General features: G+C 30.6%; 14 protein-coding genes. 2 read left to right on the top strand and 12 right to left on the bottom strand.

Translation table 11 applies throughout. From position 1 onward, the window contains the following. Window position 1: 1 nt before the first annotated feature. The 6 genes from ACREVX_RS01665 to ACREVX_RS01640 all read right to left on the bottom strand — a co-directional run bounded on the left by ACREVX_RS01665 (window position 2) and on the right by ACREVX_RS01640 (window position 7,272). Complete coding sequence (locus ACREVX_RS01665; RefSeq protein WP_431542347.1) at window positions 2-808, bottom strand: PTS mannose/fructose/sorbose transporter subunit IIC; 807 nt, start codon at window positions 806-808, stop codon at window positions 2-4. 36 nt (window positions 809-844) lie between these two features. Beyond that, window positions 845-1,822, bottom strand: a complete 978-nt coding sequence (locus ACREVX_RS01660; RefSeq protein WP_431542345.1) for a mannose/fructose/sorbose PTS transporter subunit IIA — start codon at window positions 1,820-1,822, stop codon at window positions 845-847. Window positions 1,823-1,902: 80 nt separating this feature from the next. Next, window positions 1,903-2,376, bottom strand: a complete 474-nt coding sequence (locus ACREVX_RS01655; RefSeq protein ID WP_431542343.1) for a mannose/fructose/sorbose PTS transporter subunit IIB — start codon at window positions 2,374-2,376, stop codon at window positions 1,903-1,905. Between the two features lie 349 nt (window positions 2,377-2,725). Then, entirely contained in the window at window positions 2,726-5,530 is a 2,805-nt protein-coding gene (locus ACREVX_RS01650) for a sigma-54-dependent transcriptional regulator (RefSeq protein WP_431542341.1), read from the bottom strand. 171 nt (window positions 5,531-5,701) lie between these two features. Beyond that, complete coding sequence (locus ACREVX_RS01645) at window positions 5,702-6,283, bottom strand: GNAT family N-acetyltransferase (RefSeq protein ID WP_431542340.1); 582 nt, start codon at window positions 6,281-6,283, stop codon at window positions 5,702-5,704. Between the two features lie 86 nt (window positions 6,284-6,369). Continuing rightward, window positions 6,370-7,272 (bottom strand): DUF2156 domain-containing protein, encoded by a 903-nt coding sequence (locus tag ACREVX_RS01640; protein WP_431542339.1) that lies wholly within the window; start codon window positions 7,270-7,272, stop codon window positions 6,370-6,372. Between the two features lie 462 nt (window positions 7,273-7,734). On the opposite strand from ACREVX_RS01640, the gene ACREVX_RS01635 reads away from it, so the two are divergent. Next, complete coding sequence (locus ACREVX_RS01635; RefSeq protein WP_431542338.1) at window positions 7,735-8,979, top strand: HlyC/CorC family transporter; 1,245 nt, start codon at window positions 7,735-7,737, stop codon at window positions 8,977-8,979. Between the two features lie 59 nt (window positions 8,980-9,038). Here the strand turns inward: ACREVX_RS01635 and ACREVX_RS01630 are convergent, their stop codons facing one another. The 5 genes from ACREVX_RS01630 to ACREVX_RS01610 form a co-directional block, all read right to left on the bottom strand. Next, window positions 9,039-10,148, bottom strand: coding sequence for a DEAD/DEAH box helicase (locus tag ACREVX_RS01630; RefSeq protein ID WP_431542336.1), 1,110 nt, complete (start codon window positions 10,146-10,148; stop codon window positions 9,039-9,041). A gap of 235 nt (window positions 10,149-10,383) precedes the next feature. After that, a complete protein-coding gene (locus ACREVX_RS01625; protein WP_431542335.1) occupies window positions 10,384-10,932 on the bottom strand; it encodes a hypothetical protein in 549 nt (182 codons plus the stop codon). A 184-nt stretch (window positions 10,933-11,116) separates the two neighbouring features. Then, entirely contained in the window at window positions 11,117-11,812 is a 696-nt protein-coding gene (locus ACREVX_RS01620) for an ABC transporter ATP-binding protein (RefSeq protein WP_431542334.1), read from the bottom strand. Beyond that, window positions 11,805-12,971 (bottom strand): ABC transporter permease, encoded by a 1,167-nt coding sequence (locus ACREVX_RS01615; protein WP_431542333.1) that lies wholly within the window; start codon window positions 12,969-12,971, stop codon window positions 11,805-11,807. The genes ACREVX_RS01620 and ACREVX_RS01615 overlap by 8 nt, the downstream gene beginning before the upstream one ends. 1 nt (window position 12,972) lies before the next feature. Further along, a complete protein-coding gene (locus ACREVX_RS01610; RefSeq protein ID WP_431542331.1) occupies window positions 12,973-13,623 on the bottom strand; it encodes a cobalamin B12-binding domain-containing protein in 651 nt (216 codons plus the stop codon). A 290-nt stretch (window positions 13,624-13,913) separates the two neighbouring features. Here ACREVX_RS01610 and ACREVX_RS01605 point away from each other — a divergent pair, with 290 nt between their 5' ends. Continuing rightward, entirely contained in the window at window positions 13,914-14,621 is a 708-nt protein-coding gene (locus ACREVX_RS01605; RefSeq protein WP_431542330.1) for a tetratricopeptide repeat protein, read from the top strand. Window positions 14,622-14,673: 52 nt separating this feature from the next. On the opposite strand, the gene ACREVX_RS01600 is transcribed toward ACREVX_RS01605, so the two are convergent. Next, on the bottom strand, window positions 14,674-15,120 hold the full coding sequence (locus ACREVX_RS01600; protein WP_431542329.1) for a ferritin family protein: 447 nt from the start codon (window positions 15,118-15,120) through the stop codon (window positions 14,674-14,676). Window positions 15,121-15,191: the final 71 nt, after the last annotated feature.

The following is a 15,191-nucleotide window of genomic DNA, read 5'->3' as shown; positions in this document are numbered from 1 at the left end:
CTTAGTAAGTGTCAATAATATCGCCTATTGGATCACCAGTATTTGAGCTTCCACCATCACCTGAGCCGCCTTGTTTAGTAAGCGCCAAGTAAAGAAGAGCCACACATACACCGATTGTACCTAGTCCGATAAGTGTAATCTCTGAAATAGTTGCAAGCACAAAACCAATTGCAAAGAATGGCCATACTTCTTTTGTAGCCATCATGTTAATTACCATTGCATAACCTACAGCTACGACCATTCCACCACCGATTGCGAGTCCACCTGTTAACCAAGTAGGCATAGATTCAAGTATTGAACGAATCGGAGCAGCACCAATAGCTAAGATAAGGCCTGCTGGAATTGCAATACGTACACCCTGCATACAAATAGCAATGATGTGCCACATTTCAACTTTTCCAAAATCTCCTTGTTTAGCAGCAGCATCCATGAAATGTACAAATGCTGTAGCGATTGTACGACAAATAATTGTTAGTAATAGCCCTGCAACTGCTAGTGGAACAGCAATAGCGATAGCTGAACCAACTCCAGCTGTACCTTGTCCACCTAAAACTAGAATAATTGCAGATGCAACAGATGCAAGCGCTGCATCTGGTGCTACGGCAGCACCGATATTTGCCCAACCTAAAGCAATCATTTGAAGAGTACCACCTAATATTAGGCATGGTAGTAAGTTACCTGTTACTAAGCCGATTAACGTACAAGCAATTACTGGTTGGTGGAATTGAAATTGATCCAAGATACCTTCCATACCAGCTAGAAATGCCACGATAACGACTAATAATATTTGGATAATATTTAAATCCATGATTATTAATCCCCCTTTTTCATTTAATTAATTAGATTATTTTAGTTTTTTTAATTCCTCTTGTGCTCTTTTAATGATTTCGCCCATATTTCCTTTTGAATCATTTGGAACTTTACGAACATCAAAAGTAAGTCCAGCTTGTTTAAGCTTATTGAAGGTATCAATATTTTCTTGACTGAAAGCAAGTACTTTGTTTGGTTGAACTTTACCCAGAGAGTGAGCCATAGAGCCAACATTGATTATCTTAAGTGGTACTCCACCTTCTACCGCGCGAAGTACATCTTCTGGATTTTCAAAAAGAAGCAATGCACGTTGTCCCCCAAAATGTTGATCATCCTTTGCAAGTTTAATCATTTGATTAACTGGAACAACATGAGCTTTAACACCCGGAGGAGCAGCTTGAGTAATCAATTTACTACGAAGCTCATCTTTGGCTACTTCATCTGATACCACAATAATACGGGTCGGTAGCACATCTTTTGTCCAAGCAGTAGCTATTTGTCCATGAAGCAAACGAGAGTCAATACGAGCTAAAACATATTCAAATGATCCAGGTGCACCCCCATTCGATTGCTTAGCTGAAGCTTCTGACGATTTACCATTATCTTCTGGCTCTAATTCTTCCGGCTTAACTTTAACTCCTTCTTTAGCTGGTTTTAATATATAAGCCGCAAGCTCCTGTGCGGATTCCATTGAAGAACGAGAAGCATAAGCTTCAATTACCATTGGTAGATTCATACCAGATACGATTGCCCATTTATCTTTGTGTTCTTCAAATAGACTGTTCGCTTGGTTGAATGGTGTACCGCCCCAAAGATCAACTAAGAATAAAACCTCATCTTGGTTGTCAAAGGATGCGATTGCTTCTTTCATTTTTGCTTTAAGATCATCAGGACCTTCACTAGGCATCAGCGTAACAGCTTGAACATTTTCTTGTTCTCCGAAAATCATCGCACCAGATTGCAAGATGCCTTTAGCAAATTCTCCATGACTAGCAAGAATTATTCCTACCATCTTTATACCTCCTATTTTTTATTTGTTACAGTAATATCTATAAAAAGTTTCGAAAAACCTGTAACCAAAATTAATGATTATTATAGTTTTGACATTAAATATACTTTTGCATCTGAAGAAATTTTTCTTATTTCTAGTTCAATGCCTTTTTCATTTAATTTATTGAAAGCTTCAATATCTGTATCATCTACTGATACTACACTAGTTATTTGTTTCTTTCCTACTTTAAATGACATACCACCAATATTTACACTTTTTATGGCTACTCCACCTTCAACCATTCGTGCGACATCAGTTGGATTAGTGAATAGAAATAGTACTCTATCATCTTGGTATCTTGGATTATTGTAAGCTCTTATTGCCTCATCAATTCCTAGTACACTTGATTTAATTCCTGGAGGTGCAACTTGCTCCAAAAGTATCCTTCTAATTTTGTCCTTTTTTACATCATCATTACATACAATCATTCTTTGACATTTTGTGTATCTTGACCAAATTGTTGCTACTTGACCATGTATTAATCTGTCATCAATTCTTGCTAGTGTAATTATCATTTTATAATTCCTTCCCTTTGCTATTTGCGCAAGTTCACCTATCGTTTAATCTTCTCAATTTGAAAATACCCCAATCAACATAATTAATACTTTATTTTATATATATTAACATAGCAAAAATAATGCCAATATAGTGTATCAAAATATAATTTCCTTGTTAAATCCCTAACGAGCGTATATTTTCATAAAAATTATTTTATTACACATTACAATTAATACACTATTTATTGATTTTAATACTGTATTAATAATATTATAGGACATTCTTATTAAACGTCACTAAATTTCTATGCTAATTTTCAATATATATACTTTTATTACATAATCCTAAAATATATTTAAACTTTTTCTAAATACCATTAGGTTCTTCTTCAAAAATTTCACAAATATAATATATTTCGTCATCTGTTAAGCTAATATTAAGTGTCTCCTTAAATTCGTTAGCCGCGTTTTTAACATATATTAAAACATCTGATTTTACGGCACTTTCATCTTTATTATAAGTAAGTGGTGCTTTTATAACCATTCGCTCTAAGGCACAGCCTACATGAAGCATTAATTTAATTTTAAAAGCATTACTAAAATCCTTAGTAGCTACTTTTTCTAATGCACATGTAAAATTCATTAATACACTAATAATCTTATGTGGATTTAGAAATGTTAGGAATTCATTTAAACTATCTTCACATAGCTGCTTAACCACTATATTTTCTTCTTTCTTATCTGTAGGTATATTATTTTTCTGTATTACATTCATAAGTCGTTTTTCACCATTACCACCAATAAGATCTTCTAATGATATAAATGGCGCATCAATTTTAGGGTTCATAACACCTACAGTGGCTAGGATGGTATAGTTATTCAATAAACTTTCTAATTCTTCTTTTATATTCATAATTCCTATAGGTATAACGCTTATTTCATCTCTTGTTATATTAATTACAATATTATGAACTAATTCTTTAAGTTTTTTTGCTGTTCCCTCGCCAGTTGAACAAATGGTTATTATAGCTGCACTCCTTTGCACCACTACATCTTTAAACTCTTTACTATAAAGGCCATAACCTCTAAAGTCTTTTAATGAATCATATAATGTATCTAAATCCATATCAAGCATATTAGCCTTTCTAACAGCTTCAAGAACTAATGCCGTTGATACCATATCAATAGTTTTAACCCTTATACCTGTTTTCTCCATTATTATACTATCAAAACTCGTTAGAGAACCCATATCAGCAAGTAAAAGCACGCCACGTCCCATATCAATTTTATTTACCTTTTCTATTATATCTTTAAGTACCGTCTTAGGACTTACATCCAGTGGCATATCTATGCTTTCAACAATTCCTTCACCTAGGAGATTTTTAGCTACATTAACCATAGAACTGGCGCTACTACTACCATGTAGTGTTACTATTACGGCTACCCTTTCATTGTTTTGTTCTTCTTGCACTGAACTAATAAGAAGGGTTAAGTAAATTACCTCCATATCAGGTACTATTATATTATATTTTTCCTCAATAAGATCTTTTATTTTAAGCGATATATTAAACTCCTCCGGTTTATCATTAATTATATTCTTTATATTGGTGTATTGCAGACTACGTCTGCTTTCTATTCTTTTTAAAAATGCACTAAGATGAAGACTAAAAGCGTATAAAAACCTTTCATTGAATTTCCTTTTAAGTTCTGTTTCTACAAAGTCCCTAATCTCTTCAGCAAATTGAAGAGTATCTTCATTTACAAGCTTTAGAATTTTTTCTCTACCATGAGCACTATTTATACTCTTCTTGTAAAAGCTTTTAAGATGAATGTTAATATCAGTTGTTATAAATTTTTTTATATATTCATCATCTGCACCTTCGTCCTTTAAAATAGCTGCCTTGTCTTCAATTATTTTATATAAATTAAATGTTGGCTCAGACGAATCCTCATCAATTAGAACCTTATATCCTTGTGGTAATACTACCATTTGATCATCAAAATACTTAGAGAACTCTTCCATATCTATCTTTTTACTACTTGAAGAAAATAAACCATTTTTTATGTCAGATGGTAATGATTTAAAATCTATCTCAATAAAATCTTTATTATTTATACTATTTAGAAATCCAGTAGCACACACCAATTGTATATTAGATTTCATCTGACCAATATTTCCATATGATGCACTTCCAATAATTGCCTTTACAGCCTCAGCTTCTACCTTTATTGGCTTGTTTACTCTATGAGCTTCATTTGTTAAAAGAAATTTCATTATATCAAATTTATCCTTACCTGATCTTTCCTCAAGTGATGGTAGTGATATAACTATAGGAATTCTACGAACAAAGGTCTTTAGGAGTGATGATGCAGGATTTTCGGTGGTTGCTCCTATAATAAGCACTGTAGATTTTCTGTTTCTCTCTGTTTCGCCAAGTTTGTTATAACTTCCAGTATCTATGAAATAAAATATCATTTCTTGGCCTTCAGGTGGAAGTCTATGAATCTCATCAAGAAATAAAATCCCTCCATTAGCCTTAGCTACAAGTCCTTCCTTCTCACTATCCGCCCCAGTAAATGCACCTTTTATATAACCAAATATATGTGCTAATAAAAGCTGAGGGTTATTATAATAGTCTGCACAATTAAATAGTACAAAAGGAGCATTAGTTTCCAACCTTTTAACATATATTGCATATTTATACATCATATTAGCAAATAATGTTTTACCAACTCCCGTAGGGCCTACTATAAGTGTGTTGAGTCCATGTGGCGGATAAAGTACAGCCGCTTTAGCTTGCTCAATATGAGTTCTTAAACTAGTACTATATCCTATAAGACTATCAAACGGGTTCTTATCTGACTCATCAACCTTCTCCTCACCTAAAAGTTCATGAAAATCTTCAAATTCTAAAGGTCCAGTTTTCAATTTGTATTCTAAAAGCCTCTCTATAGTTTCCCTGCTTAAAAATAGTACAGGCCTACCTTTTATTTTTATTATTTTATCTTGTCTAAGTAAATTATTTAACTCAAGACTTACATTATTTCTAATCATAGAAAGATCTTTTGCTATGTACCCAGCACTAAAACCTTTCCCTTCTTCAATATCTTTTAAAAGGATCCCTTTAGATTCTTCAACTATATAATTATATATTTTCTCAATCCTTTTCATAGCTATCACCTTACCTATAACAAATTATTTTATTAATTTTATATTTAAATGATTCAAAGTAAATACACTACCTATTATAATACTCTTTTATTGATACACTAATCAATAGCGTATTAACATTAAACACAAATTTATGTTAATAACTCACTAAATATAAAAAGCACAGTAGAATTATTTTTCTACTGTGCTTTTTATATCTATTTTTTCCGCTAATGTATTTTCCCACTCAGGCCTTAATAATCCGTATAAATACATATCATACCGCTTGCCGTCCCGGTGAATAAATTCTCTATAAACACCTTCTCTTTTAAATCCTAATTTTTCATATAGTTTTATAGCAGGTTTATTATATTCAAGCACAGTGAGATATATTCTATGGAAGTTTAATTCCTCAAAGCCAAACTCTATTGTTAATTTTAGAGCTTCTTTTCCATACCCTTGTCCTCTATGTCTATCTTCTCCAATTCCTATGTATATTAGAGATGTTCCATTGTTCCAAGATATATTTTCAAATCCTGTAACACCAATAATTTCTTGATGCTCAATTTCTTTTACAGCAAAAATATATGCATTACTACATTTGTTTACATCCATCACTAGTTCTTCTATATCTTCTATGTTTTTAGGCGATGCGATTGTAGTATCGTAATTACGCATAAAAGCCACATCATTGTGCCACTTTTGAATTACCGAAATATCCTCTTCATTTATAGATGTAAGTTTTATTTTTTCTCCAACCAAAAGATTTTTCATTTTTTCTCCTTTCTCAATGTTAATAATGACTACAGTTAACAAAATAGACTAGCTGCATGCTAGCCTATTTTGTTAACTTAATCTAATTATATATTATTAAAACCAAAAATGAACTTTTTCTCTAATTTAAATGGATGATAAGATAATTTAGATTTTCTAAGTCCTAAAATTCCAAGGTCTTGTTCCCTGTTAATTAACTTAACATCACTAAAATTCCTGTCAACAAAAGCTCTATTTACAAAGCTATATACTCCATTATAAGCAACATCTGCTTTTTCTATATGAACTACCGCCAAATTATCATTTAACTTTTCCCCTAAACTAAATGCCACTATAACGCCTTCTACATACACAGCTATTCCAATAGCATTTAAAAATTCCCTATTTTTCAATACATCTTTTATTCCCTGCAGTTCGTACTTAAGTATATAATCATCCTTATTACCCTCATACCATTTTTCTGCTACTGTTATCACATTTCTTATTACTTCTTCATCTTTTATATCTTTAACCTCATAATTATATTTTTTTACAAAAGAATTATAATGATTCTTTTTTCCGTGAAGTTTTTTCCCTGAAAGTTTTATAAGTTTTTCCGATTCATATAAATAATCAAAATTATCTCTATCTTCTTGTATGTCTAAATCATTTGTATCTCCATAAATATCTTTTATTACTTCCATAAATTCTTCATCTAAATCTTTAAATAAATACTCCATGTTATGTTCTTTTTTATACTCAATTAGCGTATTTATTATTTCTTTAAGGTTTTCCTTGTTATAACCTAGAGGTTGCATAAAATAATATTTTCCGTCAAAATCCGTTTTCTTTATTATTAATGTCCTCTTATGAATAATATAACAAATATCACAAGCCTCTCTCCATATATACAAAGTTGTAAATGAATATTCACAACTTAGAAATTTATACGGATATATAAATTTTTCCAATATGTTCTTATCTTCAATAGTAAGTCTTTTAAAAATCATAATCTCAACCTTTCACCTTAGAGTATACCATTAACGTCTTTATTCTTTTATATTCTAATTTTATTTTAGACCGTAAGCTCGTTTTTTACAAGTAGATACTTTTTTGAACCCTAGTTACAAAAAGGGTACCTTATTGTGATAATAATATGTATTATTTACTACAATCCCATTGACGGCCTTTAAAATAACTAAACTTTACACTTATAGTATTACCTAGTAATAATATATTAATATATTAATACTATATTATTATATTATTTCATTATTGACACACTTTCCTGATTTAAATTAGTCCTATTCATAGGTAACTCTTATATATATATAAATTACGATGATAAATTTTTTATATGCTGTGTGCAATACTATGCATTAAGACTATGCGTTAATGATAATTTCATTTAAAAAACTTTTATTTTATGATATAATTACCTTGGTTATATCTTAAGGAGTGTGAAATAAATTATGGACCCCGACGGTACGTGGCAAATTATATCTTTAATAATTTTATTAGGATTTTCAGCTTTTTTTTCTGCCTCTGAAACCGCTTTGATGACTTTGAGCAAACTAAGGTTAAGGCACATGGTAGATTCACAAATCTACGGCGCTGAGTTAATTAATAAATTACTTAAAAATCCAAGTAAACTTTTAGGTGCTATTTTAGTTGGAAATAATGTTACTAATATTGGTGCTTCAGCACTTGCAACTTCTCTTGCAATTAAATATTTGGGAGACTCTGGAGTGGGCATAGCAACCGCTATTATGACAATTCTTGTTTTAATTTTCGCAGAAATTACACCAAAGTCCTTAGCTGCACAAAACTCTGAAAAAATTTCGTTGAAAGTTGCCAGGCCATTAAGCATGCTTACTTTCGTTTTAAACCCACTTATTGTAGTATTAATTTATATAACAAATTCGATTGTAAAAATATTTGGTGGAGAAATTAATAAGCAGAAACCTTTTATCACTGAGGAAGAACTAAAAACTATGGTTAGTGTAAGTCATGAAGAAGGTGTACTCGAAGGCGAAGAGAAACAAATGATATATAATGTGTTTGATTTTGGGGATTCTAAGGCTAAAGACGTTATGACTCCAAGAACTGATATGATTGTAGCAAACAAAAATTCAACATACGATGAGCTCATAAAAATTTTCAAGGAGGAACAATTCTCAAGACTTCCTATCTATGAAGAGACTGTTGATAATATTATTGGAGTTTTATATATTAAAGATTTGATTTTTTACGAAGACGGTAAAGATACATTTAATATAGAAAAACATATGCGAATTCCATACTTTACCTACGAGTTTAAAAGCACTGTTGATTTGTTTGCAGACATGCGCTTAAAACGAGTTCCCATAGCAATTTTACTTGATGAATATGGTGGCACTTCAGGAATTGTTACTATTGAAGATTTAGTAGAGGAAATCGTAGGAGATATAGATGATGAATACGACGATGATACAGATAAAATTGTGGTTATTAAAGAAGATGAATTTATTGTTGATGGTGATACAAAAATAAGCATGGTCAATGAAATGATAGGCTTAAATATCGAGTCAGAAGATTTCGATTCCATAGGTGGTTTCGTTACAGGAATACATGGAAGACTTCCAAAAACAGGTGAGACAATAAATTATAATGACACAAAATTCATTATACAAAACACCAGCAAAAATCGTATAATTAAGATGAAAATTATAACTTAATATACAAACAATAAAAAACCTAAAGTTGGTTTAAATATCAACTTTAGGTTTTTTATTGTTTAGTCTAATATTTTTCTAGGGATCTTAACTTTTATCTTCTTTTCTATAGCATCTAAAAGGAATTTATCTTTTGGTGCTGAAAATAAATATGTATATCCATCTTCACCAGCTCTTCCAGTTCTTCCAATTCGGTGTATGTATCCTTCCGCGCTCTCAGGCATATCGTAATTAAAAACATGACTAACGCCATTAATATCGAGCCCTCTTGCTGCTACATCTGTGGCAATCAAATACTGAATATCACATTTTTTAAATTCCTTCATTATTTTTTCCCTCTTTGACTGAGTTATATCAGAATGAAGTTTTTTACAATTATATCCTTTTTTATAAAGAGCCATTTCAAGATCATCAACTCTTCTTTTAGTTCTACAAAAAATGATAGCCATAAATGGGTTGCTCTCATCCATTACTTTGCATAAATCCTCTTGCTTTTTTCTATCTGTAGTTTCTATCAGAAATTGTTTTATATTTTTAAGTGTCGTCTCTTCTTTTTTGATTATAACTTCAGTAGGATCGTTCATATACTTATAAGCAAGTTTTTTTACCGCAGGACTCATAGTTGCTGAAAAGCATAAAGTTTGTCTTTTCTTTGATGTTTTTTCTAATATATCCTCAATATCATTTTTAAATCCCATAAGAAGCATTTGATCTGCCTCATCTAATACTAATGTCTTTAGGTTTTCTAGATTAATTGTGCCACGGCTAAGATGGTCTAATAACCTTCCTGGTGTTGCAATTACTAAATGAATACCGCCCTTTAACTTTTTAAGTTGTACTCCAATGTCCTTGCCACCGTAGGCTGCCAAAATATTTAAGTTTTTACATGATGCAATTTTTTTAGCTTCCTGGGTTATCTGAAGTGCAAGTTCCCTTGTAGGTGTCACTATTAAGCCCTGAATTGTGTTTACATCAGCAGACATATTATCAAACATGGGTAGTAAAAACGCAAGCGTTTTCCCTGTTCCTGTCTGTGCCTCCGCTATGACATCCTTACCGTCTTTTATTAGTCTAATGCTTTGCTCTTGAATAGGTGTCGGCTCAGTAATGCCTTGAATTTTAACCATATTTAATATATCATCGCTTAGTCCTAGTTTTTTAAACTTTATCATTTTTATTTACCTTTCTATTTAAACATATTTTTGTTGTTTTTTTTACAAACCAATTAATTATATCAGACATTCATTATAATAAGAAGAGTTTTATGAATTTTCTTCATTAAATCATCTCCTGAGGAGCTGAAATGGCGATAAAGTGTAGATTGCATTAAAAAAAGCAAATATCCATTAGTTTTACTAATGGATATTTGCTTTCAATTTGAGTAATTTTAAAATTATTCATTATGCTTTATTTTTTTAATTTTTGAACTCCAGTTACTGAACTTTTATCATCCATTTTAAATGTAGATTTAGCTTCATCTGTAGTAAAGTATATGTTTCCATCTACCTTAGCATCTTTTAACTGAAAGTTACTAGCTGTTACATAAAGGTCACCTTTAAAAGTTCCATGTTCTATGCTTCCTGCCGGACTATTAAAAGTTAATTTTGGAGCAGTTAGAGTAAAACTTGCAGTTACTTTACGATCATCATCTTGTGTATATAGAGCTATTTTACGTTGTGCAACTGCTGGATCTTTAGTGTTTTTAAAATCACCATCAACTACTATATCTTTGTCATAAGTTAAGTCCTTTAATGTTGAAATAATCCATGTACCTTTACTGCTTATTGCATTTTCAAAAGCGGCTTCAGTATTTACTAATGAAGCTGTTGTTACAACATCAGCAGTTTTTGTTTCTTCTTTTGCTGGAGTAGTAGTTGTTGCCTCTTCTTTAGCACCACAACCTACTAATAAAGTTGCACCTAGAGCTAGTGTTAATAATATTGCTTTTATTTTCATATGAATACCCCCTATAATTTTGTTTTCAAACATGTTAAATCTCTTAACAATCATAGTATAGCACATGTGATAAAAAAATAACAAGATGAACTATGACTAGTTCTCAATTACAATATGAACAAAATTATTAGCCACTTTATACTCATAACAACCCACATTTTAAAATCCATATAATGTTACCTTATTATGATTGCATCGTATTAATATCCATATTAATTCTTCCATCTTTTATTTCAATTATTCTATCAGTTTTTTCTGCTATCCTCCTATCATGTGTAATTATTACGAAAGTTGTCTTGAATTTTTCATTTATATCTCTAAGTATGGTATAAATATTCTCCGTTGACTGCGAATCTAAATTTCCAGTAGGTTCATCTGCAAGTATTATTTTAGGGTTATTTATTAAAGCCCTAGCAATAGCAGTTCTCTGTTGCTCTCCTCCAGACATATTAGACGCCAAGTTATCCTTTACTTTGTAAATTCCAACCAAATTCATGAATTCTTCTGCTCTCTCTATTATTTCTTTAGGAGGCTTCGGATTATTCATCATGTATGGAATAAGTACATTCTCTATAGCCGTAAATTCTGGTAGCAAATAGTGAAATTGAAAAACAAACCCCATAGTTTTATTTCTAAGCTCAGCTAATGCATTCTTATTCATGCTATCTGTTCTTTGTCCGTTTATATAAACCTCCCCACTAGTTGGTTTATCTAAAGTTCCCATAATATTTAATAAAGTACTTTTACCACTCCCTGATTGACCTATAATAGAATTGAAGGATCCTTCTTCAAAACTTAAATTTGTATCAAATAAGACCTGAGATTTAACAACAGATCCGTAAATTTTATTTATGTCCTTTAATGTAATAATACTAGCCATTTTTAATAACCTCCATTGGTTCTAGTTTCGAAGAGCTCCTTGCCGGTATAAGTGCAGCAAGAGATGCAGACACTACTGCTATTGCTCCTGATATAGCAATGAATTTATAGTCTAAATAAAGTGGTATTATTGATGTTCCATCAGGATTTAAAGCAAATTTTGTAAAAACAAGCATAAGTGTAATTCCAAGAATTATTCCAAGGATAGCCCCCGCAATCCCTAGTAAAAAACCTTCATACAAGAAAATTTTACTAGCATCTCTATCTTTTATACCCATAGCTTTAAGTATTCCAATTTGCTTAGATTTTTGAACAACTGTTATAGCAAGTACGCTAGCTATTCCAAGAGTTACAGAAATAAGTACAAAAACCTGTATCATTAAGCTAGAAACACTTTGTCCATTAAGTCCACCAAGCAATTCTTCATTTTGATCTTTCCAATTTTCAACCTTTATATTATTATCCGATAAATTTTCCCCTATTTTTGTTGCAATTTCATCTGCTTTAAATACATCTTTTGAATTTAATTGCATTTCTATAGAGGTTACTTTGTTGTTAAACCCGAATATTTCCTGGGAAGTTTTGAGACTTGTTATAATCCATGATTTATTTATATTAGATACTTTTAGATCATAAAACCCAGTTACTATAGATTCTTTAGTTTTTCCAGTTGGAGTAAGCAAAGAAATTTTTTCTCCAATATTTATATTCAATTCCTCCTGTAAATTCTTGCCTATTAGTATTTCATATGGTTTTTTAGGAATATTGCCTTTATATATTTTGGATTTTATATTGTATAAATCATTTTCCTGCTCTAAATTTAAACCTCTTATAATTATTGGAGCAGTTTTATCACTATATTTGATAAATGCAGGTGAATCAGCCGCAGGAGATATCTTTTCTATTGTACTGTCTGTTGCTTTTATTTTTGATATCTTTTCTTCCCATTTTTCTATAGTTTTATCATCTTTGTTAGATATAACAGTTATTTGAGAAGAATTGCCTATAGTTTTATCTATAAGACTCTTTTGCAGCCCTTGTATAAGTGATCCTATAAAAATTTGTACCGATACCCCAATAGCTATTCCTGTTGCTATTAGAATTGTTTGTCCTTTACTAGACTTTAAGAATCTTACAGCAATTTTAAATGGTAATTTCATTTTAATTCCCCTTTTGCAATTTTTTTATGTCATCAAAATTATCTATAACCATATCTGCCCCAATGTTTCTAAAAGCTTCAGGATTATTTTTAAAAGCATGGCCTCCAACTAATATAATTAATTTTTTATTACTATAATTTCTTATTTTCTTAATAGTGCTTTTAACTTCTACAAGATTATAATAATTTGTTACGCTTATGGCCAAATACTTCGGATTTATATAATCTATGGCTTTTAAAAACTCATCTTTAGGAGTGTTACTACCTACAAAAATAGTATCGTAACCACACAAAGTAAAGAAATCCGATACAATCCTAGCACCTATGTCATGGTACTCTTCAGATGGGCAAATTATAATAACTTTTCCGTAATTTGTATTTTTATACATTTCATTTTTTTGTTTAATAACATAAGGATAGCAACATTCAATAATAGTCCTGATTATCGAACTCCTAACATGCTCTTTCCATATTGACACACCCACATCATCAATATCACCTTTCATATTATTTAAAGAAGGAGCTAATATATTGTTGTATAACGAGATTATATCAATTTTTTTCTCTTCTAAAGAAGATAATATTAAATTTACAGCATCTTCTTTGTCCTCTAGCTCTAATAAATTTATAAAGTTATTATAAATAGTTTCCATATCAATTCCCTCTTTCCTTTAATATTTAATTATTATAAGTCTATTATAATTAATATTACTTTCTTTTACAATACTATAACTTTCGATATTTGTAAATACATATTATTATCTAATATCTTTTGTCTTATTAATTATTTTAAAACTTACCCGCTACAAAGTTATATAATCAACTAAAAAAAACAAAAAAACTCTATTTAACATCAATTACATGTATACTGTTTTATTTTATGTCCATAATTGTAATATGTGACAAATTATAATATATAATTTTACATGAGAGGAGAACTTTAATGAAAAATAGTATTAAACTAATAGATGATGAAGTTTTAATTAAGGAATACATAGAACGTGGCAAAAGGTTATTCAATGACTGCGAGTTTGAAAAAGCATTTAGGTATTATAACAAAGCTATATTTCTTGATAATGAATATGCCGAAACTTATTTTGTCAAAGGCAATGCCCACTTACTACGATTTGAAGCAGAAGAGGCAGAAAGTTGCCTAAAAATGTATCTAAAATTAGTTCCAAGTGAACCAAAAGGATACTGGAAGTTAATTGATCTACACGATTTAACTGGTGACTTTGATAAATGTATTTACTATTGCGAAAGGCTTATTAAGATGGACCCTACAAACTCAATTACATATCTAAAAAAAGCAGAGTTTTTAGCCCTTCTTAATGATTTTAATGAGGCTATAAATTGTTTTGATATTTGTTTAAGTTTAGATTCTAATTTTTATGATGCAATGTGTGGCAAAGCTAGTGCTTTACTCTCGCTTCGAAATAAAAAGGATGCTCTTGCATTATATATTAAGGCTACTTACGCAGATATTACAAAAAGTGCCGCATATTTTGGAACGTCCGAAGTTTATATGTCTATGGGGTATTTCCAAAAGGCCTTAATATTTGCAGAAAAAGCATATAATATAGAACCTGAAAACGAATGGTATAAATGTCATTATAGTGTGTTAAAAAATATGTCTGTTGGTATTAGATAATTAAATGCTCCAGCAATTTAACAAGAATATGTTTAATTACTGGAGCATTTCGTTATTTACACTTTTCCACAACCAATCGTATTTTTTTTAAATGATTATCATAATCACTTACAATAGCTTTGACTTCACTCATAAGGCTAACATCTAGATCCTTATTTTCCTTTATAAACTTTTCTCCTTGGGTTATCCCCATTTCCATAGCAGATATTGCATGCTGACACACCTGCAAATCAGTATTAACAGGTATAAGCTTAATTTTTTCAAAAAAATCTGCCATAGTGCCTATTATCCCCAGAGTATCTGCAGCATTACCATCTAGCATTTCTATCCTATTAGTAATTGCCTCTTCATGTTTCTTAAATGATTCTATAACATTAACTAGTTCATTTTTAAGCTCTGGATTTTTAGATTTACTTAGGTAATCTTTAAAGGTAGCACCTCCCATGTGTATTCCTTTTAAAAATTTATTCATTTCTTTTACATCAATATTTGTATTCATAATCTCACCTCAGTTTAGTGTGAGCATTAATTAATTTCATTATACACATTAAATTTATGCACTGTTATTTA

Source organism: Clostridium sp., assembly GCF_050717545.1.
Classification (GTDB): Bacteria; Bacillota; Clostridia; order Clostridiales; family Clostridiaceae; genus Clostridium_AD.
Note: the sequence above shows the minus strand (reverse complement) of the source record. Positions and strands in the feature narration are given on the sequence as shown.